The 22,525-nt window shown below is 69.7% G+C and carries 20 protein-coding genes; 8 read left to right on the forward strand and 12 right to left on the reverse strand.

The window, feature by feature from the left end; all coding sequences use genetic code 11:
* Window positions 1–116: 116 nt before the first annotated feature.
* The gene (locus BT364_RS19850; RefSeq protein ID WP_072486538.1) at window positions 117–1,271 is read right to left on the reverse strand and encodes an adenosine deaminase; all 1,155 of its coding nucleotides are present in this window, start codon (window positions 1,269–1,271) and stop codon (window positions 117–119) included.
* Window positions 1,272–1,374: 103 nt separating this feature from the next.
* On the opposite strand from BT364_RS19850, the gene BT364_RS19855 reads away from it, so the two are divergent.
* The gene (locus BT364_RS19855) at window positions 1,375–2,136 is read left to right on the forward strand and encodes an alpha/beta hydrolase family protein (RefSeq protein WP_079179549.1); all 762 of its coding nucleotides are present in this window, start codon (window positions 1,375–1,377) and stop codon (window positions 2,134–2,136) included.
* Between the two features lie 100 nt (window positions 2,137–2,236).
* Here the strand turns inward: BT364_RS19855 and BT364_RS19860 are convergent, their stop codons facing one another.
* The gene (locus BT364_RS19860; protein WP_072486540.1) at window positions 2,237–2,542 is read right to left on the reverse strand and encodes a hypothetical protein; all 306 of its coding nucleotides are present in this window, start codon (window positions 2,540–2,542) and stop codon (window positions 2,237–2,239) included.
* A gap of 108 nt (window positions 2,543–2,650) precedes the next feature.
* Window positions 2,651–3,604 (reverse strand): LysR family transcriptional regulator, encoded by a 954-nt coding sequence (locus BT364_RS19865; RefSeq protein ID WP_072486541.1) that lies wholly within the window; start codon window positions 3,602–3,604, stop codon window positions 2,651–2,653.
* 62 nt (window positions 3,605–3,666) lie between these two features.
* Here BT364_RS19865 and BT364_RS19870 point away from each other — a divergent pair, with 62 nt between their 5' ends.
* From BT364_RS19870 to BT364_RS19885, 4 genes are all read left to right on the forward strand, one after another.
* On the forward strand, window positions 3,667–4,992 hold the full coding sequence (locus BT364_RS19870; protein WP_072486542.1) for an MFS transporter: 1,326 nt from the start codon (window positions 3,667–3,669) through the stop codon (window positions 4,990–4,992).
* An 85-nt stretch (window positions 4,993–5,077) separates the two neighbouring features.
* A complete protein-coding gene (locus tag BT364_RS19875; protein ID WP_072486543.1) occupies window positions 5,078–5,794 on the forward strand; it encodes a L,D-transpeptidase family protein in 717 nt (238 codons plus the stop codon).
* Window positions 5,795–5,899: 105 nt separating this feature from the next.
* Window positions 5,900–6,889: a sigma-70 family RNA polymerase sigma factor gene (locus BT364_RS19880; RefSeq protein ID WP_072486544.1), complete on the forward strand. Its 990-nt coding sequence runs from the start codon at window positions 5,900–5,902 to the stop codon at window positions 6,887–6,889.
* A 7-nt stretch (window positions 6,890–6,896) separates the two neighbouring features.
* Window positions 6,897–7,208 (forward strand): hypothetical protein, encoded by a 312-nt coding sequence (locus BT364_RS19885; protein WP_143166518.1) that lies wholly within the window; start codon window positions 6,897–6,899, stop codon window positions 7,206–7,208.
* Between the two features lie 232 nt (window positions 7,209–7,440).
* Here BT364_RS19885 and BT364_RS19890 read toward each other — a convergent pair whose 3' ends face one another.
* The gene (locus BT364_RS19890) at window positions 7,441–7,803 is read right to left on the reverse strand and encodes an STAS domain-containing protein (protein ID WP_256260083.1); all 363 of its coding nucleotides are present in this window, start codon (window positions 7,801–7,803) and stop codon (window positions 7,441–7,443) included.
* 330 nt (window positions 7,804–8,133) lie between these two features.
* Between BT364_RS19890 and BT364_RS19895 the strand changes: the two genes are divergently transcribed.
* Complete coding sequence (locus BT364_RS19895) at window positions 8,134–11,484, forward strand: S8 family peptidase (RefSeq protein ID WP_442759022.1); 3,351 nt, start codon at window positions 8,134–8,136, stop codon at window positions 11,482–11,484.
* Window positions 11,485–11,596: 112 nt separating this feature from the next.
* On the opposite strand, the gene BT364_RS19900 is transcribed toward BT364_RS19895, so the two are convergent.
* The 7 genes from BT364_RS19900 to BT364_RS19930 form a co-directional block, all read right to left on the reverse strand.
* Window positions 11,597–12,181, reverse strand: a complete 585-nt coding sequence (locus tag BT364_RS19900) for a Uma2 family endonuclease (RefSeq protein ID WP_072486546.1) — start codon at window positions 12,179–12,181, stop codon at window positions 11,597–11,599.
* Window positions 12,182–12,279: 98 nt separating this feature from the next.
* Window positions 12,280–13,557, reverse strand: coding sequence for a thymidine phosphorylase (locus BT364_RS19905; protein ID WP_072486547.1), 1,278 nt, complete (start codon window positions 13,555–13,557; stop codon window positions 12,280–12,282).
* 133 nt (window positions 13,558–13,690) lie between these two features.
* Window positions 13,691–14,089, reverse strand: coding sequence for a cytidine deaminase (locus BT364_RS19910; protein ID WP_072486548.1), 399 nt, complete (start codon window positions 14,087–14,089; stop codon window positions 13,691–13,693).
* Window positions 14,086–15,372 (reverse strand): ABC transporter permease, encoded by a 1,287-nt coding sequence (locus BT364_RS19915; protein WP_072486549.1) that lies wholly within the window; start codon window positions 15,370–15,372, stop codon window positions 14,086–14,088. The genes BT364_RS19910 and BT364_RS19915 overlap by 4 nt, the downstream gene beginning before the upstream one ends.
* Window positions 15,369–16,484 (reverse strand): ABC transporter permease, encoded by a 1,116-nt coding sequence (locus BT364_RS19920; RefSeq protein ID WP_072486550.1) that lies wholly within the window; start codon window positions 16,482–16,484, stop codon window positions 15,369–15,371. Before BT364_RS19920 ends, BT364_RS19915 begins: the two co-directional genes overlap by 4 nt.
* Window positions 16,481–18,082, reverse strand: coding sequence for an ABC transporter ATP-binding protein (locus tag BT364_RS19925; protein ID WP_072486551.1), 1,602 nt, complete (start codon window positions 18,080–18,082; stop codon window positions 16,481–16,483). Before BT364_RS19925 ends, BT364_RS19920 begins: the two co-directional genes overlap by 4 nt.
* 265 nt (window positions 18,083–18,347) lie before the next feature.
* Complete coding sequence (locus BT364_RS19930) at window positions 18,348–19,388, reverse strand: BMP family lipoprotein (RefSeq protein ID WP_072486552.1); 1,041 nt, start codon at window positions 19,386–19,388, stop codon at window positions 18,348–18,350.
* Window positions 19,389–19,849: 461 nt separating this feature from the next.
* Between BT364_RS19930 and BT364_RS41000 the strand changes: the two genes are divergently transcribed.
* Window positions 19,850–20,176 carry a hypothetical protein gene (locus tag BT364_RS41000; RefSeq protein WP_143166519.1) on the forward strand — a complete coding sequence of 109 codons (327 nt, stop codon included), beginning with the start codon at window positions 19,850–19,852 and terminating at the stop codon, window positions 20,174–20,176.
* Window positions 20,160–20,612, forward strand: coding sequence for a hypothetical protein (locus BT364_RS41005; protein WP_143166520.1), 453 nt, complete (start codon window positions 20,160–20,162; stop codon window positions 20,610–20,612). The genes BT364_RS41000 and BT364_RS41005 overlap by 17 nt, the downstream gene beginning before the upstream one ends.
* Window positions 20,613–21,224: 612 nt before the next feature.
* On the opposite strand, the gene BT364_RS19935 is transcribed toward BT364_RS41005, so the two are convergent.
* Window positions 21,225–22,457, reverse strand: coding sequence for an amidohydrolase (locus tag BT364_RS19935; RefSeq protein WP_072486553.1), 1,233 nt, complete (start codon window positions 22,455–22,457; stop codon window positions 21,225–21,227).
* Between the last annotated feature and the right edge of the window lie 68 nt (window positions 22,458–22,525).

Consider the following 22,525-nt stretch of genomic DNA (forward strand, 5'->3'; position numbering starts at 1 on the left):
GAGAGGGGTGTGGGGGATCCGAAACGTAGCCATCCCGCTGCCCTTCCCGCAAACATTCCGACACGCGGAGAAAGGCCGGGATTCGACTTCCCGGCCTTTCTCCGCAAGGGCGCCGATCAGTCGACGGAAGCGGAAGAAACGCTGGTCGCGGAGGTCTGCTCGAAGAGCCACTCGGACTTCAGCTCGGCATATCCGGGCTTGATCACATCGTTGATCATCGCCAGACGCTCATCAAAAGGAATGAATGCCGACTTCATCGCATTGACGGTGAACCACTGCATGTCGTCGAGCGTGTATCCGAAGGTCTCGGTCAGCTTCTCGAATTCGCGGCTCATGCTCGTACCGCTCATCAGCCGGTTGTCCGTGTTCACGGTGGCCCGGAAATGCAGCTTCCGCAGCAGCCCGATGGGGTGCTCGGCGTACGAAGCAGCGGCGCCGGTCTGGAGGTTGGAGGTCGGGCACAGCTCCAGCGGGATGCGCTTGTCCCGTACGTAGGAGGCGAGGCGGCCGAGCTTCACACCGCCGTCGTCGGCGACCTCGATGTCGTCGATGATGCGGACCCCGTGACCGAGCCGGTCCGCACCGCACCACTGGAGCGCCTGCCAGATCGACGGCAGGCCGAAGGCCTCGCCCGCGTGGATGGTGAAGTGGTTGTTCTCGCGCTTGAGGTACTCGAAGGCGTCGAGGTGCCGGGTGGGCGGGAAGCCCGCCTCCGCGCCCGCGATGTCGAAGCCGGCCACGCCCTGGTCGCGGTAGCGGTTGGCCAGCTCGGCGATCTCCAGGGAGCGTGCGGCGTGCCGCATCGCGGTGAGGAGGGCACCCACCCGGATGCGGTTCCCGTCCAGGCGGGCCCGCCGCTCGCCCTCGCGGAAGCCCTCGTTGACCGCCTCGACGACCTCTTCGAGGGTCAGCCCGGCCTCCAGGTGCTGCTCGGGGGCGTACCGCACCTCGGCGTACACGACACCGTCCGCGGCCAGGTCCTCGGCGCACTCGGCGGCCACCCGGACCAGCGCCTCGCGGGTCTGCATGACGGCGCAGGTGTGGGCGAACGTCTCCAGGTAGCGCTCCAGCGATCCGGAGTCGGCCGCCTCGCGGAACCAGATGCCGAGCTTGTCGGGCTCGGTCTCGGGCAGTCCTTCGTATCCGCTCGCGAGAGCGAGGTCGACGATCGTCCCCGGGCGCAGGCCGCCGTCGAGATGGTCGTGCAGAAGCACCTTGGGTGCACGCCGGATCTGATCCTGGCCGGGCACGTGAAGGGTCGGGCTCATCATCTGCGCACTCTAGTCCCTACGCGCGTAGATTGTCGCTCGCCGATACGTAACAGTGACCGCGAATACGGGTGGCGTACACCCGCCCTTCTGACACTGTTCTGTCATGGCACAGAGCGCACTCCCCCTGTCTGCCGCAAGGCTGGGACGGGCTGTCAGGACGGCCGGAGCTCCGACCGCGGTCAGCGGCGTGGTCCTGCTGCTCCCGGACGGCGAGGCCGACTCGCACCGCCGCCCCTCCCCTCTCTCCTACGCACTCCAACTCCCCCTGGCCCGCACCCTGGCCCGCGCCGGCCAGGAGGACGGGCTCGCCGTGCACATCGTGCGCTACCGCTGCCGGGGCTGGAACGCGACCGACGCGCACCTCGCGGCAGACGCCGAGTGGGCGGTGGACGAGGTCGTACGACGCTACGGCGACGTCCCCGTCTGCCTGGCCGGCCACGGCATGGGCGGCCGGGCCGCACTCCGGGCGGGCGGCCACGCGGCGGTCGACTCCGTTCTGGCGATGGCCCCCTGGCTGCCCGAGAGCGGGTCGGACGAACCGGAGCCGGTGAAGCATCTGCTGGGCCGCCGGGTACTGCTCGTCCACGGCACCAACGATGCCCGCACCGACCCCGAACTCTCCTTCCGCCTGGCCGAGCGGGCCAAGAAGACCAACCGCGACACCTGCCGCTTCGAGGTCCACTCGGACGGCCACGGGCTGCGCCAGCACCGGGCCGAAGTGATGGCCCTGGCCGCGGACTTCATACGCGGATCGCTGTTCGGCCGGGCCTACGCGCGCCCGGTGGCCGACGCGCTGGCGGCACCGCCCCCGCTGGGGCTGCGGATGCCGTTGGCGGCGGGGTTCGGGAAGTCGCTGCGGAGCTGAGGGAGCCGGCGGGACGGCAGGCACGCGAGGTGCCCGCCGTCCCCGGGCGCGCTCTCGCCGCGGTCCGCCCGGGACCGCGGCGAGAGCCGGGGAAAAAGGGTCAGGCCTTCTTCCACTGGACGTCGTAGGCCCGGAGCGCGTACTTGCCGCAGTCGCCGCCGAACTTCCAGTTGCCCTTGCCGACCCAGGCGCCGTAGATCGTCCTGTTGGAGCACTCCGTCACCGTGCGGGCCTTGCCACGTGTCACGGCGCAGGAGGCGGACCAGGTGGAGCTGCCGGTCTTCCAGTTCTTGCACGTGTAGCCGTAGTCGTTGGCACTCGCCGCGCCCGGCAGGGCGACGATCAGGCCGCCGGCGAAGACCGCGGTGGCAGCGGCGGCCGTCAGGCCGCGCATGACGCGCTTCATGGTCTCTCCCTCGTTTGGATGCTCAGGTACCGGACGGCACGGGATGCGCAGGTCAGACGCTCTGTGCCGGCCGAAGTTGATCATAGGTGCGGCTCCGGGGCGTCCGGGTCAGTCCGGCAGCAGATGCCCCCGCCTCGACAGCAGGAAGCGTTTGAAGGCGGCGACCGGCGGTGTGTCCGGGTGGCCGTCCAGCCAGGCGACGCCGATCTCGCGGGCCGCCCTCGGGGCCGTGACGGTGAGTTCGACGACTCCCGGGCGGGGCACCGCGGGCGGCGGCAGCAGGGCCACGCCCAGGCCGGCCGCCACCAGGCCGCGCAGGGTCTCCGCCTCCTCGCCCTCGAAGGCCACTCGGGGGGTGAAGCCCGCCTCGGCGCACAGGTCGTCGGTGATGCGCCGCAGGCCGTAGCCCGGTTCCAGGGTGACGAACTTTTCGTCGGCGGCCTCCGCGAGGCGGATGCGGCGGCGGGTGGCGAGGCGGTGGTCCTCGGGGACGACCAGGCGCAGGCGCTGTTCGTCCAGGCGGCGGGCGACGAGGTCGGGGGCGTCCGGGACGGGTGAGGTGAGGCAGAGGTCGAGGCCGCCGGCCCTCAGGCGTTCGATCATCGCCTCGCCGTAGTTCTGCACGAGCTGGAAGCGGACCCGGGGGTGGTCGGCCCGGAAGGCGCGCAGGAGGGCGGGGACGGTCTCCGAGCCCATGGTGTGGAGGAAGCCGAAGGCGACCTTGCCGGTGGCCGGGTCGGCGTCGGCGCGTACCGAGTCGGCGGCCTTCTCCACCTCGGCGAGGGCCCGCTCGGCGGAGCCGAGGAAGGTGCGGCCCGCCGGGGTGAGCGAGACGGTACGGCCTTTGCGGGCGAACAGGGCGACTCCCAGGTCCTGTTCCAGCCTGACCATCGCCCGCGACAGCGTCGACTGCGGGACGCCGAGCTCCTGTGCGGCGCGTGTGACGTGCTCGTGGCGGGCCACCGCCTCGAAGTGGGCCAGTCGCGGTGCGAGCACGGCGCGAATGTCTTCTTCGTAACTACTGGGTGACAGCCGGGGCTGTGAGCTGCGTTCATGCACCATGGGATTGATTATCGCCACTTCGTGCATTGGACGCATGAAACCGGAGAGCCTACTTTCGAAGCATGCCTCCTGCCAGTACCGGGGCGTCCACGCTCACCGTGGCCGCCTCGCCCCAGCCGTCCCCCATCGCCACCGCCGCGCCGGACCGTCTCGAACCGGGCCGCCCCGGCTACCGCCGTATGAGCTTCGCGCTCTTCGCCGCAGGTGTCGCGACGTTCGCACTTCTCTACTCCACGCAGGCCCTGCTGCCCGCCGTCTCCGCCTCCCTCGGCGCCACGGCCGGGCAGGCCAGCTGGACGGTCTCCGCGGCGACGGGCGCACTGGCGCTGTGCGTGCTGCCGATGAGCGCGCTCTCCGAGCGGTTCGGACGGCGGCAGATGATGACCGCCTCGCTGACGGTCGCCGTGCTGGTCGGGCTGCTCGTCCCCTTCGCCCCCTCGCTGGGCTGGCTGATCGCGCTGCGCGCCGTCCAGGGCGCGGCACTGGCCGGGCTGCCCGCCTCCGCGATGGCGTACCTGGCCGAGGAGGTACGGCCGAAGGCACTGGTCGCCGCGATCGGGCTGTTCGTGGCCGGCAACAGCATCGGCGGCATGAGCGGCCGCATCCTCACCGGCTGGATCGCCCAGCTGTGGGGCTGGCGCGCGGCGCTCGGCGCGGTCGGGGTGCTGGCCGTGGCCTGCGCGGTCGTCTTCCACTTCATGATCCCCCGGGCGCGGAACTTCACCCCCGGGACGCTGAACCCGAAGGCCCTCGCCAAGACCGTCGGCGGGCACCTCGCCGATCCGCTGCTGCGCCGGCTGTACGCGATCGGCGCGCTGTTCATGACGGTGTTCGGCGCGGTCTACACGGTGATCGGCTACCGCTTGGTGGAGGCGCCGTTCAACCTTCCGCAGGGTGTCGTCGGCTCGATCTTCCTGGTCTACCTCGTCGGTACGGTCTCCTCCGCCGCGGCCGGCAAGCTGGTCGCCAGGCTCGGCCGCCGGGGCGCGCTGTACCTGGCCGTCTCCACCACGGCCGCCGGTCTGCTGCTCTCGCTCGCCGACCAGCTGGCCGCCGTGCTCCTCGGCCTGGTCCTGATCACGGCGGGCTTCTTCGCCGGGCACGCGGTCGCCTCCTCGTCCGTGAGCCGCACCGCGACGAAGGGCCGCGCCCAGGCGTCGGCGCTCTACCAGTCCGCGTACTACCTGGGCTCCAGCGTGGGCGGCACGCTCGGCGCGATCGCCTTCCACGCCGGCGGCTGGGCCGGGACCGTCTCGCTGGGGCTGCTCGCGGCCCTCGGCGTCGTCTCGATCACGCTGTACGGGACACGGGCAGCCCGCGCCGAGCGGCGCCGGCCGGTTCCGGTGGTGTCCGTACAGCACCGGGGCATGGCCTCCGTACAGAACTGAGACATACGACGCACAACCATCCACTCCCCGACGCGCGTCTAGCAGGCGGAAGCACCTCACGGCGCGCGAAGGGGAGTTGGCGTACATGGGAGTCGCGGGGAACATACGGGGAGTACGGCTGCGGCGCGGGCTCGCGCTGTCGGTGGCGGGCCTGACCGCGGTGCCGGCCCTGGTGCTGGCCACCGGCGGGTCGGCGCAGGCGGCGTCCTGCACGGCGTCCACCGGGCCGTACCAGAAGCAGGTCGAGAAGTATCTGAAGCGGCCGGTCGACGGCAGGCAGTCGGCCGCCGACTGCAAGGCGATCAGGTCGTTCCAGAGCACGTACGGGGTCACCCCCACCATCGGGTACGCGGGTACGGTCACCTGGCGGACGATGAAGACGCTCACGGCCCAGAAGGCCGCCGGCAAGAACCCGAACAAGGACAAGAAGTGCCCCACCAACAAGGGGCGCATCGCGTGCGTGGACCTGACCCGGCAGCTGAGCTGGATCCAGGACGGCAGCAAGCTGAAGTTCGGCCCCGTGCCGGTGCGGACCGGGCGCAACGGGTACGAGACCCGCACCGGGTCGAAGAAGATCTACTGGCGGCACATCAACCACGTCTCGTCGATCTACCACGTGTCGATGCCGTACTCCCAGTTCTTCGACGGGGGTCAGGCCTTCCACGCGGTGGGCGTGAAGATGTGGAACCCGCCGGGCTCGCACGGCTGCGTCAACATGCGTACCGCCGATGCCAAGTCGTACTGGAATCTGCTGAGGAACGGCGACGACGTCCACGTGTACGGGCGCAAGCCCGGAACGTGACCGGAACGCGGGCGGTTTCGGTACTTCACGTCCCCGTTGTCAGTGGCCTGCGGTAGCTTCCGGAGTGCCGGGTGAGCGGTGTCACAGCGCAACAGGGGTGGAGCGATGAGTGATCTGACAGCGACGACGGATATCGACAGCCGTCTGGAGGGACACCGGGTCGAGCTGACCGGTTACTGCTACCGGATGCTCGGCTCGGCCTTCGAGGCGGAGGACGCGGTGCAGGACACGCTGGTGCGTGCCTGGCGCAACTTCGACAAGTTCGAGGGGCGTTCCTCGTTGCGGTCCTGGCTGTACCGCATCGCCACCAATGTCTGCCTGGACATGCTGAACGCCGGGAACAAGCGGGCCCGTCCGGTCGATCTGACGGGCCCGACACCACTCGCCCAGGCGGCGCTCAACCCCCTGCCGGAGAACACCTGGCTGGAGCCGATGCCTGACGGCCGCATCCTGCCGACGGTGGCCGACCCGGCGGAGGCCGCGGTGGCGCGGGAGTCGGTGCGCCTGGCGTTCGTCGCCGCGCTCCAGCATCTGCCGCCCAAGCAGCGTGCCGTGCTGATCCTGCGCGAGGTGCTGGCCTGGAAGGCGAGCGAGGTCGCCGAGCTGCTCGACACCTCGGTCGCCTCGGTCAACAGCGCCCTCCAGCGGGCGCGGGCCACCCTCACCGAACACGAGGGCAAGCCCGCCGACGCCGCGAATCCGCTCGACGAGGAGCAGCGCAAGCTCCTTGAGCGGTACGTGGCGGCCTTCGAGGGCTACGACATGGTGGCGCTGACGGCGCTGCTCCATGAGGACGCCGTGATGACCATGCCGCCGTTCGACCTCTGGCTCCAGGGGCACGACGACATCACCGGCTTCATGCTCTCCATCGGCGCGAGCTGTGCGGGCTCCCGTCTCGTGGCGACATCGGCGAACGGCACCCCGGCGTTCGCGCACTACAAGCCGAATCCGGACGGGCCCGGTTTCGTGCCGTGGGCGGTGCAGGTCATCGACATCTCGGACGGGGCGATCACCGGGATGCACTGCTTCCTGGACACCCCGCGCTGGTTCCCGCTGTTCGGGCTGCCGGACCATCTCGACGCCGACGCGGCGTGAGGGCGGCGTGAGGCGCGGCATACGGAACGGACTGGTGGCCGGCTGGGTGGTGCTGGCGGCCGGTGGCTGGGGGCTGGCCCAGTGGATGGGCGAGCCGTCCGCCACCGGCGGCCCCCAGCCCGGTTCGGCCCGGCCCTCCGGGCCGGGCGGTGAGCCGGGGCCGCAGCCCGAGTCCGTCTGCGACGACCTCATCAGCGCCTCGTCGCCGCGCCCCGGCGCCACCGCTGCCGCGCTCGTCAAGGCGTCGGCGGCCCCGGTCGACGGCGGGACCGTCCGGTTCCGGCAGGTGGTCTGCGACGTGGCCAGGACCGCGGACTGAGAGCCTGTCGGGCGACCTCGGATCGGATAGCGGACGCGGTCTGGTGCGTGCGATTCCAAGGCGGAAGAGGGAGTCGGATGGGGTCTCCCCTGCTCGAGCGGAGCCGAGAGCTTGGGGAAGGAGCGTCGGCGACCGACGACAACGCGGGAAGCGTGCGCACCAGGGCGTGGCCGCCCGGTCGGAGGTCACCCGACAGGCTCTGAGCGGGGCGGGGCCGGGGCGGCTCGTACGCTCAGCCCCCGCCCTCAGCTGCCTCGGCCCCCACCCCGGTCCCCGTCCCTGCCTCCGTCCCGCACCCCACGTCCACCACGTCGGCCAGCCCGACCAGGTCCAGCAGGCTCTGCAGCTCGGACGGCACATTGCGCAGCCGCAGCCTCCTGCCGCCCGCCCGGCGCGAGACGAGCCCCAGCCGCGCTATCGCCTCGACCAGGGCCAGATCCACGTGCACCACCCCGCCCACGTCGCAGTCCACGCCCGTGTCCGGGTCGCGGACCGAGCCGTCGGGGTCGTCCAGCAGCGCCTCCAGCTCGGCGCAGAGTCCCGGCACCGCGGCCCTGGTGACGCGGCCGGTGACGACGAGAACGTTCGGGGTCATGGGTTCCACATCAGGGAGACCGGTCCGGCGGCCGAAACTCATCGCTGCCCGGGCCTCGTGCCTTCCGGCCGCCCGGCCCGGGCGAACGCCCCGTACCCGCCCGGCAGCCGCCCCCGCGCCGCTCGCGCCCTCCCCCACCTCCCCGCACCCGCGCACACCCGACCGGTGAAATGCCGTCAACTCCGTTTATCCGTACGCTTTCTGTGAACCTCTCCCGCCAATTCCCCCTCTAGGTACGTGAACCGGCCGGCACCGGAGTCCCATCGGTGCCGACTGACCAGTGGCCCCTCGGGGCCGCCTGATTCTCCAGGGGGAGAGTTGCGCAAACACGTGAGAAACGCGTGTGTTTCGACCGTCGCCGCGGCCGCCGCCGTGGCGCTCGCGGCCGGGATGACCAGCCCGGCCGTGGCCCAGCCCGACAGCACCAGCTCCGGCAGCGGCCGCCCGGCCGGCGCCGGGTCCGCGGACCGGCACGAGCTGACGCTCATCACCGGCGACCGCGTCACCGTGGACGCCAAGGGCAAGCTCGTGTCCTTCCGGGCCGCCGAGGGCCGCGAGCACATACCCGTGCAGCGGCAGATACGTGACGGGCACACCCTGCTCGTCCCGGCCGACGCCCATCGGCTGATCAGCTCCGGCAAGCTGGACCGCCGGCTGTTCGACATCACCGAGCTGAACCGCGCGGAGATCCGCAGGGCCCAGAAGGCGGGCCTGAAGCTGATCGTCTCCTACCGGGGCACCCGGGCGGCGGCCGCGAAGGCCGAGGTCCGGGGCGCGGGTTCCACCCAGGTGGGCCGGACCCTGAACTCGCTGAACGCCCAGTCGGTGACCACGCCGCAGCGTGACGCCCAGGACATCTGGCAGGCACTCACCGACAAGGCGGCGCACGGTGCGCAGCGCACCACGGCCGCCGGGATCGACCGGGTCTGGCTGGACGGGGTGCGCCGGGCGAGCCTCGACAAGAGCGTGCCGCAGATCGGTACCCCCGCCGCCTGGAAGGCCGGTTACACCGGAAAGGGCGTCAAGATCGCCGTACTGGACACCGGTGTGGACGCCACCCACCCCGATCTCCAGGGCCGGATCCTCGACACGAAGAACTTCACCTCCTCGCCCGACAGCAAGGACCGGGTCGGCCACGGCACCCATGTCTCCTCGATCGCGGCCGGTTCGGGCGCCAAGTCGGGCGGCAAGTTCAAGGGCGTGGCCCCGGACGCCAAGCTGCTGGAAGGCAAGGTGCTCGACGACGACGGCTTCGGCGACGACTCCGGCATCCTGGCCGGCATGGAGTGGGCGGTCGCGCAGGGCGCCGATGTCATCAACCTGAGCCTCGGCGGCAGCGACTCGCCGGAGGTGGACCCGCTGGAAGCAGCGGTCAACAAGCTGTCGGCCGACAAGGGTGTCCTGTTCGCCATCGCGGCGGGCAACGAGGGCGACGCGGCCGGTACGGTCGGCTCCCCGGGCAGCGCGGACGCCGCGCTGACCGTCGGCGCCGTCGATGACAAGGACCAGCTGGCCGACTTCTCCAGCCGTGGCCCGCGCATCGGCGACGGGGCGATCAAGCCCGATGTCACCGCCCCCGGCGTGGACATCACGGCGGCGGCCGCACCCGGCTCCGCCATCGACCAGGAGGTCGGGCAGAACCCGCCCGGCTATCTGACGATCTCCGGTACGTCGATGGCGACCCCGCATGTGGCGGGCGCTGCGGCGCTCCTCAAGCAGCAGCACCCGGAGTGGAAGTACGCCGAGCTCAAGGGCGCGCTGACGGCCTCGACCAAGCCGGGCGCGTACACGCCGTTCGAGCAGGGCTCGGGCCGGATCGCGGTGGACCGGGCGATCGCCCAGACCGTCGTCGCGGACCCGGTGTCGCTGAGCTTCGGGGTGCAGCAGTGGCCGCACACCGACGACACCCCGGTCACCAAGAAGGTGACGTACCGTAACCTCGGTACGACCGATGTCACCCTCGACCTCGCTGTCACGGCCACCGGCCCGGGGGGCAAGCCCGCCCCGGCCGGTTTCTTCGGCCTCGGCTCCGACAAGGTGACCGTCCCCGCGGGCGGCACCGCGGACGTGCCGCTGACCGTGAACACCAAGCTCGGCGGTACGGCCGACGGCACCTACTCCGCGTACGTCGTCGCGACGGGTGGCGGCCAGAGCGTCCGCACCGCTGCCGCGGTCGAGCGCGAGATCGAGTCGTACGACCTCACGGTCAAGACCCTCGGGCGCGACGGCAAGCCCGCCGAGTTCGCCGAGACCGACCTCTTCGGTCTCTCGGGAACCGCGCTCGGCCAGTGGCTCTCCCCGACGAGCACCGACGGCACGGCCAAGGTCCGCGTCCCCAGGGGCGGTTACACGCTGAACACGGCTGTCACCATCGACCCCGAGGACTACGCCAAGGGCACCGACTGGCTGGCGCAGCCGAAGCTGGACGTCACCAAGAACCTCACCGTGACGCTCGACGCGCGCAAGGCGAAGCCGGTGAACATCACCGTGCCCGCCACCGGGACGGAGTCCCTGCTGGCCGCGCCCGACCTCCAGTTCACGACCGAAGACACCGGCTACAGCTACGGCTGGATCCTCGACACGTACAAGAACTTCCGCACCGCGCACTTCGGCCCGGCGGTGACCGACGGATCGCTCTCCCAGCGTTGGATCGGCAGCTGGAGCAAGGGAACCTCGACCCGGTACGACATCGCGGCCGGCGGTCCGGTGACCCGGGCGGCCACCGGTTTCGAGCGGAAGTACACCACCGGCCAACTGGCCAAGGTGAACCTCTCCCTCGGCTCGCCCGCCAAGGGCAAGACCGGTGAGATCGCCGCCGAGGGCTCGCTGCCCGGATCGGACGGCGGCTGGTCGGCCTGGTCCCTCCACAAGATCCCCGGCAATGTCACCGCCTATGTCTCCACCGCCGACAAGGCGAAGTGGAGCTTCGACTTCGCCCAGGACGGAGGAGTCGACGAGGACGGCTACCCGGTGACCGAGGCGCAGTACTCCCTCGGCAACCCGCAGTCCTTCAAGGCGGGCAAGTCCTACACGAAGAAGGCCAACACCGCGGTGTTCGGCCCCGCGGTCAGCTCCGAGTACGGCATCCTCCGCGATGGCGACAACATCGTCGGCAAGCTGCCGCTGGTGGCCGACGGACACGGCAACATGGGTGATTCCGCCTACAGTTCGGCCAAGACGGTCCTGTACCGCAACGGCAAGAAGCTCGCTCAGAACGAGGACCCGCTGACGGGCCTGGCCCCCATCGCCGTGCCGTCCGCCGCCGCCGACTACCGGCTGACGACCTCGATGCGGCGCAGCACCGCACTGTCCCCGGTCTCCACCCGGATCGACGCGAGCTGGACCTTCCGCTCCAAGCGGACCTCGGGCCCGGCCATGCTGCCGGTCTCCGTGGCGCGGTTCACGCCCAACGTCGCCGCGGACAGCAGGGTCACGGCCGGCCGGACCGCTTCCGTGCCGGTGACGGTGCAGGGCGCGGCCGCCGGGAAGAACCTCAAGTCGCTGACGGTGTACGTCAGTTACGACGCCGGTAAGACCTGGAAGAAGTCCACGGTCAAGGCGGGCAAGATCTCCGTGAAGAACCCGGCCAAGGGGAAGTCCATCTCCTACCGGGCCGATGTCACGGACAAGAAGGGCAACAAGTCGTCGGTGTCGATCTACAACGCTTACTTCGGCAAGTGAGCGCGTAGCCGACCCGACCGCATGACAGCGGCCCGCCAGGACGGATTCCTCCGCCCCGGCGGGCCGCTCGCGTCTCCGGACCGCACCGGGAGGACCGGCGCCGCGACGTCGCTCAGCCGACCGGGAAGATCCCGGTGTCCAGGTCCAGCCCGAACGGCTCGGGCAGCGTCAGCTTCTCCCCGTACTCGACCGTGTCCAGCACCCGGTAGGTGCCGCCGTCGGGCTCCCCGTAGAGCGTGGCGGTGGGGCGGCCCGAGTGCCACGGGTCGAGCAGCAGGAACAGCTCGACACCGGCCTTCGCGTAGCCGTGCACCTTGCCGACGCGGTCGTGGTTGGCGTTGGCCTGCGAGGTGATCTCGACGACGAGCCGGGCCTCTTCGGCCGGGACGCGATTGCCCGGGCCGGTCGCCACGGCGCGCGGAACGACGACGAGATCGGGGATGTAGAGCCCGGCCCGCCCCGGTACCGAGACGCCGAGTGTCTGGTAAATCCCCCAGTCCTCGGGGATGACGCCGTAGAGCCTGCGCTGCAGCAGTTCCGCGGTGGTGTTGTGGTCCTTGGACGGCGGTGGCGACACGGTGACGATCCCCTCGATGATCTCCACCTTGCAGCCCTCGGGTGCGTCCGTCTCCTCCCAGATCCGGACGAGGTCGTCCCACTCCTGGCCGGGGGCGGGATCGACGGTGAGTGCGCTCATGGCGGTCTCCTCCTATCGGTGCGTCACCGAGTCCAGCATGCCGAACGGGACCGGCGGCGGTCCACCGGTCCCGTTCACCCGAATGGGAAAGCCGCAGGTCAGGCGATACGTTCCCGCACCACCGGGGTGGCGGTGAACGCCGTGCCGGACGGGGCGATGTCGTACGCGTCGGGCAGGGCCTTCAGGGCGTAGTCGAACTTCTCGGGGGTGTCGGTGTGCAGCGTCAGCAGCGGCTGGCCGGCCGTCACCTCGTCGCCCGGCTTGGCGTGCAGTTCGACGCCCGCGCCGGCCTGGACCGCGTCCTCCTTGCGGGCGCGGCCCGCGCCGAGGCGCCAGGCGGCGACGCCGATGTCGTAGGCGTCCAGGCGGGTCAGTACGCCGGTGGACGGGGCCGTGACCACGTGCTGCTCGCGGGCGACCGGGAGCGGGGCGTCCACGTCGCCGCCCTGGGCGGAGATCATGCGGCGCCAGACGTCCATCGCGGAGCCGTCGGCGAGGGCCTTCTCGGGGTCGGCGTCCTTGAGCCCGGCCGCGTCGAGCATTTCACGGGCCAGGGCGAGGGTGAGGTCGACGACGTCCTTCGGGCCGCCGCCGGCCAGGACCTCGACCGATTCGCGTACCTCCAGGGCGTTGCCCGCGGTCAGGCCGAGCGGGGTGGCCATGTCGGTGAGCAGGGCGACCGTGCGCACGCCGCTGTCGGTGCCCAGCGCGACCATGGTGGAGGCCAGTTCGCGAGCGTCCTCGATGGTCTTCATGAAGGCGCCGGAGCCGACCTTGACGTCCAGGACGAGCGCGCCGGTGCCCTCGGCGATCTTCTTGGACATGATGGAGCTGGCGATGAGCGGAATGGCCTCGACGGTGCCGGTGACGTCGCGGAGCGCGTACAGCTTCTTGTCGGCGGGGGCGAGCCCGTCACCGGCGGCGCAGATCACCGCGCCGGTGGTGTCCAGGACGTTCAGCATCTCCTCGTTGGAGAGGTGGGCGCGCCAGCCGGGGATGGACTCCAGCTTGTCGAGGGTGCCGCCGGTGTGGCCGAGGCCCCGGCCGCTGAGCTGCGGCACGGCGGCGCCGCAGGCGGCGACCAGCGGGGCGAGCGGCAGGGTGATCTTGTCGCCGACGCCGCCCGTGGAGTGCTTGTCGGTGGTGGGCCGGGAGAGCGACGCGAAGTCCATCCGCTCGCCGGAGGCGATCATCGCGGCGGTCCAGCGGGCGATCTCGGTGCGGTTCATGCCGTTCAGCAGGATCGCCATGGCCAGCGCGGACATCTGCTCGTCGGCGACCTCACCGCGCGTGTACGCGTCGATGACCCAGTCGATCTGCTCGGGGGTCAGCTCGCCTCGGTCCCGCTTGGTGCGGATGACGGAGATGGCGTCCATGTCCTGGGAGTCCTTCCGGCCGGTACGTACGGTACGCAAGAGTCCCGAATGACTCTACGCGCATAGAGGGTGGAGATGGGGGTGGCCCTCCCGGCGGGCGGGAGGGCCACGGTGGACGCGCTGCGGGCGCCCGCTACTTCAGATGGCCCGGGCCGAAAGCCTGCGGCAGCATCTCGTCGAGCGTGCGCAGTCCGTCGGGCGTCTCCAGGACCAGCTCGGGGCCGCCGAACTCGTACAGCAGCTGCCTACACCGGCCGCACGGCACCAGGATCTCGCCGGCCCCGTCCACACAGGTGAAGTGGGTGAGCCGGCCGCCCCCGGTGGCGTGCAACTGGGAGACCAGGCCGCACTCGGCGCACAGCCCGATGCCGTACGAGGCGTTCTCGACGTTGCAGCCGGAGACCGTACGGCCGTCGTCGACGAGCGCCGCGGCGCCGACCGGGTAGTGCGAGTACGGGACGTACGCGCGTGTCATCACGGACCGTGCGGCGCTCCGCAGCGCCGCCCAGTCGACCTCCGCGGCGGCCGTCACTTGCCCTGGCCCTTGCGGTAGCGCATGCCGTCCGCCTTCGGCATCCGCAGCCGCTGGGCGGAGAGCGAGAGGACGAGCAGCGTGACGATGTACGGGGTGGCGCTCACGAACTCGGTGGGCACCGTGTCCGTACCGAGGTACCAGACCAGCACCGCGGCGGCGATGACCGCGCTGACCACGCCCTGGACGAAGCTCTTGCGGTAGAGCTTCCAGGCGGCGAGCACGGCCAGCACGACCACGAGCAGCAGGAGCAGCGCGTGGACGGACTCGCCGCCGTTGCGCAGCTGGAGCGCGTCGGCGAAGCCGAACAGGCCGGCGCCCATGGCGAGTCCGCCGGGCCGCCAGTTGCCGAAGATCATCGCGGCGAGACCGATGTAGCCGCGGCCGCCGGTCTGGCCCTCGTTATAGATGTGCGAGGTGACCAGCGAGAGGAAGGCACCGCCGAGGCCGGCCATGCCGCCGGAGACGATCACCGCGATGTACTTGTACGTGTAGACGTTCACGCCGAGCGACTCGGCGGCGACCGGGTTCTCGCCGCAGGAGCGCAGCCGCAGCCCGAACGAGGTCTTCCACAGCACGAAGAACGTGAGGACGAACAGGATGATGGCCAGGATCGTCAGCAGCGACACATTGGTGACCAGGCCGCCGATGACACCGGCCAGGTCGGAGACGAAGAACCAGTGGTGCTTCTCGATGGAGTGCAGCCAGTCGGAGAGGCCCGGGATCGTCACCGAGGTGATGTCGTCGGCCGGCGGGGACTGCTTCGGGCTGCCGCCCTTGGCCGCCGCCTCGCCCGAGTTGAACCAGAGCTTGGCGAAGTAGGTGGTGAAGCCGAGCGCCAGGATGTTGATGGCGATGCCGGAGATGATGTGGTCGACGCCGAAGGTGACGGTCGCGACCGCGTGCAGCAGCCCGCCGAGCATGCCGCCAATGACACCGGCCAGCACGCCGAGCCAAGGGTTGGTCTGCCAGCCGGCCCAGGCGCCGAAAAAGGTACCCAGGATCATCATGCCTTCGAGGCCGATGTTGACCACACCGGCCCGCTCGGCCCAGAGGCCGCCGAGACCGGCGAGTCCGATCGGCACGGCCATCGCGAGCGCCGCGCTGATCTGTCCCGCCGATGTGACGTCCTCCGCGCCGGTGATGGCGCGCACGGCGGACAGCACGAGCAGCACGCCCGCGATGATCAGCAGGACGACGGGGAAGGAGAGGGTGTGGCCGCCCTTGCCGCCGGAGACCTTGGGGGCCACGGGGGGCGGGGTGGAAGTCGCCGTGGCGCTCACGCCGACACCTCCTGCTGGTCGTTGTTACGGGCGGCCTGTGCGGCGAGTTCCGCGCCGACCTTGCTCTGCTGACGCTTGAGTCCGTAGCGGCGGACGACTTCGTAGGCGATGACGACGCACAGGACGATGACGCCCTGGATCACGCCGACGATCTCCTTGTCGTAGCCCTCGAACTCGAGCTTGCCGGTGCCGCGCTCCAGGAAGCCCCAGAGCAGCGCGCCGAGCGCGATGCCGATGGGGTGGTTGCGGCCGAGGAGGGCGATGGCGATGCCGGTGAAGCCGATGCCGACCGGGAAGTCGCCGCTGTACTCGTAGCTGTCGTTGAGGAGGGTCGGCATGCCGATCAGACCGGCCACGGCGCCGGAGATCAGCATTGAGGTGATGACCATCTTCTTGACGTCGACACCGCTGGCCTCGGCCGCGGAGCCGGACTGGCCAACGGTGCGCAGGTCGAAGCCGAAGCGGGTGCGCGAGAGCGTGAACCAGTAGGCGACGCCCGCGACGACCGCGACCACGATGAAGCCCCAGACGGGCGACGGGGTGGTCGGGAACTCGAAGAAGTGCGAGGACTCCGGGATCGGCTTGGTGGAGATCTTCGTGCCGGCCTCGTCCAGGTGGCCGAGGCGGCCCTGCTGGAGGAGGTAGCCGATGATCGCGGTCGCGATGGCGTTCAGCATGATCGTCGAGACGACCTCGCTGACGCCCCGGGTGACCTTGAGGACACCGGCGATGCCGGCCCACATCGCGCCGACGATCACCGCGGTGAGGATGATCAGCGGGATCTGCAGGGCGCCGGGCAGCGTCAGCGCGCCGCCGACCGCGGCGGCGAAGAAGGCGGCGAGGCGGTACTGGCCGTCGACGCCGATGTTGAAGAGGTTCATCCGGAAGCCGACGGCCACCGCGAGACCCGCGAGGTAGTACGTCGTCGCCTTGTTGAGGATGTAGACCTGGCTGTCCGACTTCAGCCCGTAGTCGAACATGATGCCGAAGGCGCTGAACGGCTCCTTGCCAGTGGCGGCCAGCACGAGTGCGGTCACCAGGAAGGCGACCACAATCGCGAGTACGGGGGCCGCGATCCCCAGGAGCAGCCGCTCCTTGTCGATCTTCTTCATCGGTCCTCTCCCCCGTTCCGGGGGTCGGTGTCGGTGCTCTCGGCGCTCTCGGGGGCCGTGTCCTTGGGTGCCGGTGACTCGTCCGGTGCTTCCAGGTGGCCGGTGGCCGCGCCCGTCATCGCCGAGCCGAGCTCCTCCGGGGTGATCGTCGCCGGGTCGGCGTCCGCGACCAGCCGGCCGCGGTACATGACACGCAGGGTGTCGGAGAGCCCGATCAGCTCGTCCAGGTCGGCGGAGATCAGCAGCACCGCGAGGCCTTCGCGGCGCGCCTCGCGGATCTGGTCCCAGATCTGCGCCTGTGCGCCGACGTCCACGCCCCGGGTCGGGTGCGCGGCGATCAGGAGCTTGGGGGCGTGGCTCATCTCGCGGCCGACGATCAGCTTCTGCTGGTTGCCGCCGGAGAGCGAGGCGGCGGTGACGTCGATGCCGGGGGTGCGGACGTCGTACTCGCGCACGATCCGCTCGGTGTCGGCGCGGGCGCCCTTGAGGTCGAGGAACGCGCCCTTGCTGTTGGGGCGTTCGGTGACGTGGCCGAGGATGCGGTTCTCCCAGAGGGGGGCCTCCAGCAGCAGTCCGTGCCGGTGGCGGTCCTCGGGGATGACGCCCATGCCGCCCTCGCGGCGCTTGCGGGTCGGCGTGCGGGAGATGTCGTCGCCGTCGAGGGTGAGCACTCCGGCGTCGAGGTGGCGCATGCCCATGATGGCGTCGACCAGTTCGGACTGGCCGTTGCCCTCGACGCCCGCGATCCCGAGGACCTCGCCCTTGTGGATGGTGAAGCCGATGCCGTCGAGGACCGAACGCACCACGCCGTCCGGGTCGGTGGCGCTCAGCCGCAGCCCGTCGACGGTCAGCATCGGCACGTCGGTGACGGTCGACTCGCGGGTCTCGGGCGACGGGAGTTCGCTGCCGACCATCAGCTCGGCGAGCTGCTTGGTCGTGGTGCGCTTCGGGTCGGCGGTGCCCACCGTCGTACCGCGTCGGATGACGGTGATCTCGTCGGCGACCGACAGGACCTCGCCCAGCTTGTGCGAGATGAAGATGACGGTCAGGCCCTCGGCCTTGAGCTCGCGCAGGTTGTCGAAGAGCGCGTCGACCTCCTGCGGTACGAGGACGGCGGTGGGCTCGTCGAGGATCAGGGTGCGGGCGCCGCGGTAGAGGACCTTGAGGATCTCCACGCGCTGCCGGTCGGCGACCCCGAGGTCCTCGACCATGGCGTCCGGGCGGACCCCGAGACCGTAGGAGTCCGAGATCTCCTTGATCCTGGCGCGGGCCCGGTCGCCGATCCCGTGCAGCTTCTCCGAGCCGAGGACGACGTTCTCCAGGACGGTCAGGTAGTCGGCGAGCATGAAGTGCTGGTGCACCATGCCGATGCCGCGCGCGATGGCATCACCGGGGTTGTGGAACGAGACCTGCTCGCCGTCCACCGCGATGGTGCCCTCGTCCGGCTTCTGCATGCCGTAAAGGATCTTCATCAGAGTGGACTTGCCGGCGCCGTTCTCGCCGACGAGAGCGTGGACGGTGCCACGGCGCACGGTGATGTCGATGTCGTGGTTGGCCACGACTCCGGGGAACCGCTTGGTGATGCCGCGGAGCTCCACGGCATGGGGACTGCTGGACGCGTTGATGGCGCACTCTCCTTGGCAGGAGCGGAGGGCGGAGGCGGTGGGACGGAGGTGACGGGAGCGTCGTGAAACGTACCGCGCCCGGCGGATGCTACGCGCGTAGCACCACCGAATCGTTGGCCACCTGATGACAGGTGGCGGACCGTGTGCGTACGACTACGGCAAGTCGGCCGGGCCCGTACGTGAAATCGGGGCCCGAGTGAAGCCGAAGCGGCTCACCCGGGCCCCGATCGACGATGGATCAGGTCGTGGCCTTGACCTTGATGGTGCCGTCGACGATCTTCTTCTTCGCCTCGTCGAGCTGGGCCTGGATGTCCTTGAGATGGTCACCCGTGGTGGTCAGGCTGACGCCGCCCTTGGCCAGGGAGTAGGTCTGCGTGCCGGTCAGCGGCTTGCCGTCCTTGACGGACTTGATCAGGTCGTAGACGCCGCCGTCGACGTTCTTGACCACGGAGGTCATGATCGTGTCCTTGTACTTCGACAGGGACGGGTCGAGGGCCTGGTCGGAGTCGACGCCGATGGACCAGGCGCCCTTCTTGCCCGCGACGGCCTCGATCGAACCGGCACCCGAGCCGCCCGCGGCGGCGAAGATGACGTCGGCGCCCTTGTCGAGCATGCCCTTGGCGGCGTACGAGCCCTTGTCGGGGCTGCCGAAGCCGGACAGGTCCGAACCGGTCGACAGGTACTGGATCTGCACCTTGGCCTTCGGGTTGGTGTCCAGGACACCCTGCTGGAAGCCCGCGGCGAACTTCTTGATCAGCGGAAGGTCCACACCGCCGATGAAGCCGACCCGGCCGTCCTTCGACTTCAGCGCGGCGGCGACACCGGCGAGGTAGGAGCCCTGCTCCTCGGTGAAGACGATGCTGTCGACGTTCTTCACGTCGGAGACCGAGTCGACCAGGCCGAAGTCGACCTTCGGATACTTGGGGGCGATCTTGTCGATCGCGGCCTTGTACGCGAAGCCGACCCCGATGACCGGGTTGTAGCCGCCCTCGGCGAGCGACTGGAGGCGCTGCTCACGGTCGGCAGGGGCCTCACCGCTCTTGGCGGTGAGCTCCTTCGTCTCGGCGCCGAACTCGGACTTGGCCTTGTCCAGACCACGCGCGGCGGAGTCGTTGAACGAGTTGTCGCCACGGCCGCCCACGTCGTAGGCCATGCCGATCTTCATCTTGCCCTTGTCGGAGCCGGAGCTCTCGGTGGACGACTCGCCACACGCGGTGGCGGTGAGCGCGAGGGCCGCGGTGACAGCACACGCAGCGGTGATCTTGGATACCCGGCGCAAGGGAAGGCTCCTTCAAACCTGACCGAAGCGCCTCTTCCGGCGCTGGTTTCGCGGCGATCGTAACGCGCGTAGATGTCAGTTAAGCACCCGTTCACGAGTCGTTATCGGATCGTCGCGAACCCACCGCGAGGCCGACCACCGGGGCAGGCGAGTAGCGATGCAGCCACGCTGCGTGACCAACATTGATCGGCATCGAAAGGGAACACATTGGGTGAAAAAGCGCGCCCTCCTCCCAAGGAAGGAAAAGCGGAATTCCCCACTCCATGCCCCCCGCCTGCATAATTGACCATCTCATTGCCAAACCCGTTCGTTCACTGATAGGAATTGACCGACCACTCAACCCCCGTCAGTGCGTGCCACTCAAAAAGTTCTGCACCTTGACCGGGAATAGTTTACGCTGCCCAAGAACTGGATGCCGAATTTGCCACCCGGCCTGGTTCTTGCGACACGGAAGGGGAACCGTGAAGAAGAAGGTCTCCGTTGTTACGGGAATCGCGCTCACACTCACCGCCGGAACGCTCGCGCTAGCCCCCGGCGCATCGGCAGGGGTGCGAGTCGGCGACTGCAACACCTGGAAGTCGAACAGGGCACCGTGGACCGGCTCTGCTTACTGCAGCGGCATGGCATGGGGCGACGAGTTCCGAGTGAAGGTCACCTGCATTGACCCACGCGGATCGCAGTGGATCGCCTACGGCCCTTGGAAGAAGAACACCGAGACCTCCACCGCGAAGTGCTCGGATAATCCAAATGTCGGCGTCCTAAAAGTCGGTTTTGCTTTCGATCACTGAGGAGATCACCAAGTCGGTGACTCTTCATCTTGCTCACGCAGCCAAAGAGTCCCCATCGACGGGGTACTTGGTGCCAGAATTACAAAAAGGGGCAGGGATGAAAAGGCGTTCGATCACTTCAGTGCTCGCTTTCACTGCAGTGGCTGGATCTTTGCTGGTGGCGCCAAGCGCCACGGCAAGCGAAGTAGGAATCAAAAAGGCCGAATGCGAGGTATGGAAGTCCAACAAGGCCCCGTGGACCGGCTACTCAAAATGCACGGGGATGCTGCCCATTGTTGAGCGTCAGCAGGTAAAGGTCATCTGCATCGACCCTCGCGGGAGCCAGTGGGTCGTCTACGGCCGGGGTAAGGGCAACGGAGAAACGTCCAGCGCAAAGTGCTCGGACAACCCCAACGTCGGTGTGTACAAGGTGGGAGCAAACGTCTACCGCATCTGACGACAGCTGAGGGCGCCGTCCGATCCACACCAGGCGGGACGGCGCCCCTGCACGATCTCACTCACCAAAACCGTGTCCTATGTGGTGAGGCGAAGAAGTCGTCTGAAGCAGCAGAGGGAGGCGGCGAAGAAACCGCCGTTCGCCTCGGTGTCCGGCAGATCGAAGACGGTGCCGGACACCACAACCAGACGCCGCCGCCGATACCCAGGCACCAGCAGTGTCCTCGCCCGCCAGCGGCCGACTCACCCGCGCGAACAACACCTTCAGCGGCTCCAGCCCCAGTCGTCGGCGGGCCCGGCCGATCGCCGCTGTCGTCGGCACCCGTCACGGCTTCTCCCACCAGCGGAACCGCTCCAGCCCCTGCGTGAGCAGCCGGGCCACCTCCTCATACCCTGCCCGGAGAACAGACACGTCGCGAGCACGAAATAGACCATCACCGCACCCAGCGACCACCTCGTCGACCACCACGGGCGGGGACACGCGCGTCAACATACCCACAGCGAAATCCGGTCCGACATCCGCCCACCCGACGACTTCACCTGTCCAGGCCTTGGCACACCGCACCCAACGCCTCACCACCGACAAAGCCACCGGTGGGTCCAACTGATCAATTCAGAATGAGGTCCGAGTCTTTTCAAGCAACGCGGCCGCGGTGAACAGCTCGACGGCGACCGTGATGGCCTCCTCGTCGGCGTCGAAATCGCCGCGATGCAGGTCGAGACGGGCACTGTCGCCGGGCGTGCGGACCCCCAGCCGGGCCATGGCGCCGGGGACGTGTTCCAGGTACCAGGAGAAGTCCTCGCCGCCCAGGCTCTGTTCGGTGTCCTCGATCGCATGCGCTCCGCGGCGCGCGGTCATCGCCGTGGCGAGCAGATCGATGGCGGCGGCGTCGTTGACGACCGGCGGGACGCCCCGCACGTAGTTGATCACCGTCTTGGCGCCGTGCATCCCGGCCACCTCGTCGATCGCGGCGTGCACCAGGTCGGGGGCCTCCCGCCAGGCGGCCAGCTCCAGGCAGCGGACGGTGCCGGACAGTTCGGCGTGCTGCGGGATCACGTTGCAGGCATGCCCGGCCTCCAGCCGTCCCCAGGTGACGGCGAGCCCGGCGCGCGCGTCGACCCGGCGGGCCAGCAGCGCGGGCACCTCGGTGGCGACCTTGGCGGCGGCGGTGACCAGGTCGGTGGTCAGGTGCGGCCGGGCGGTGTGGCCGCCCGGCCCGTCGAGCGACACCTCCAGCCGGTCGCAGGCCGAGGTGATCGCCCCGACCCGCAGCCCGATCCGCCCCACGTCCACCTTCGGGTCGCAGTGCACCCCGATGATCCGCCCGACGCCCTCCAGCGCCCCGGACAGGATCGTGTCGGGCGCCCCGCCGGGCAGCACCTCCTCGGCCGGCTGGAAGATCAGCCGCACCGGGTTCGGGAGCAGCCCCCGCCGGTCCAGTTCGGCGAGCACGAGGCCGGCGCCGAGGACCGAGGTGGTGTGGATGTCGTGCCCGCACGCGTGCGCCCGGTCGGGGACGGTGGAGCGGTACGGGACGCCGGTCTTGGTGTCCGGGATGGGCAGTGCGTCGATGTCCGCGCGCAGGGCGAGCATCGGCGCGGTGGAGTCGTCCCGCGTGCCCACGTCACAGATGAGCCCCGTCCCCGTGTCGAGCACCCGGGGTTCCAGTCCCGCCTTCTCCAGCCGGGCCTTGATGGCCGCGGTGGTACGGAACTCCTGGTTGCCCAGCTCGGGGTGCATGTGGAGGTCGCGCCGGAAGGCGATCAGCTCGGCACGCAGGTCCTCGGGCAGGGTGCCGGGGAGGGCTTCTTCGCCGGGCAGCTGGGCATCGGAATCACGGGACATCAACTGGTTCACCTGGTGAAGGGTAAGGCCGTTCCCCCTTCAACTGGCCATGAAACAAGAAAAGTTCA

The sequence above is a fragment of the Streptomyces atratus genome, from assembly GCF_900119365.1.
GTDB lineage: Bacteria > Actinomycetota > Actinomycetes > Streptomycetales > Streptomycetaceae > Streptomyces > Streptomyces atratus_B.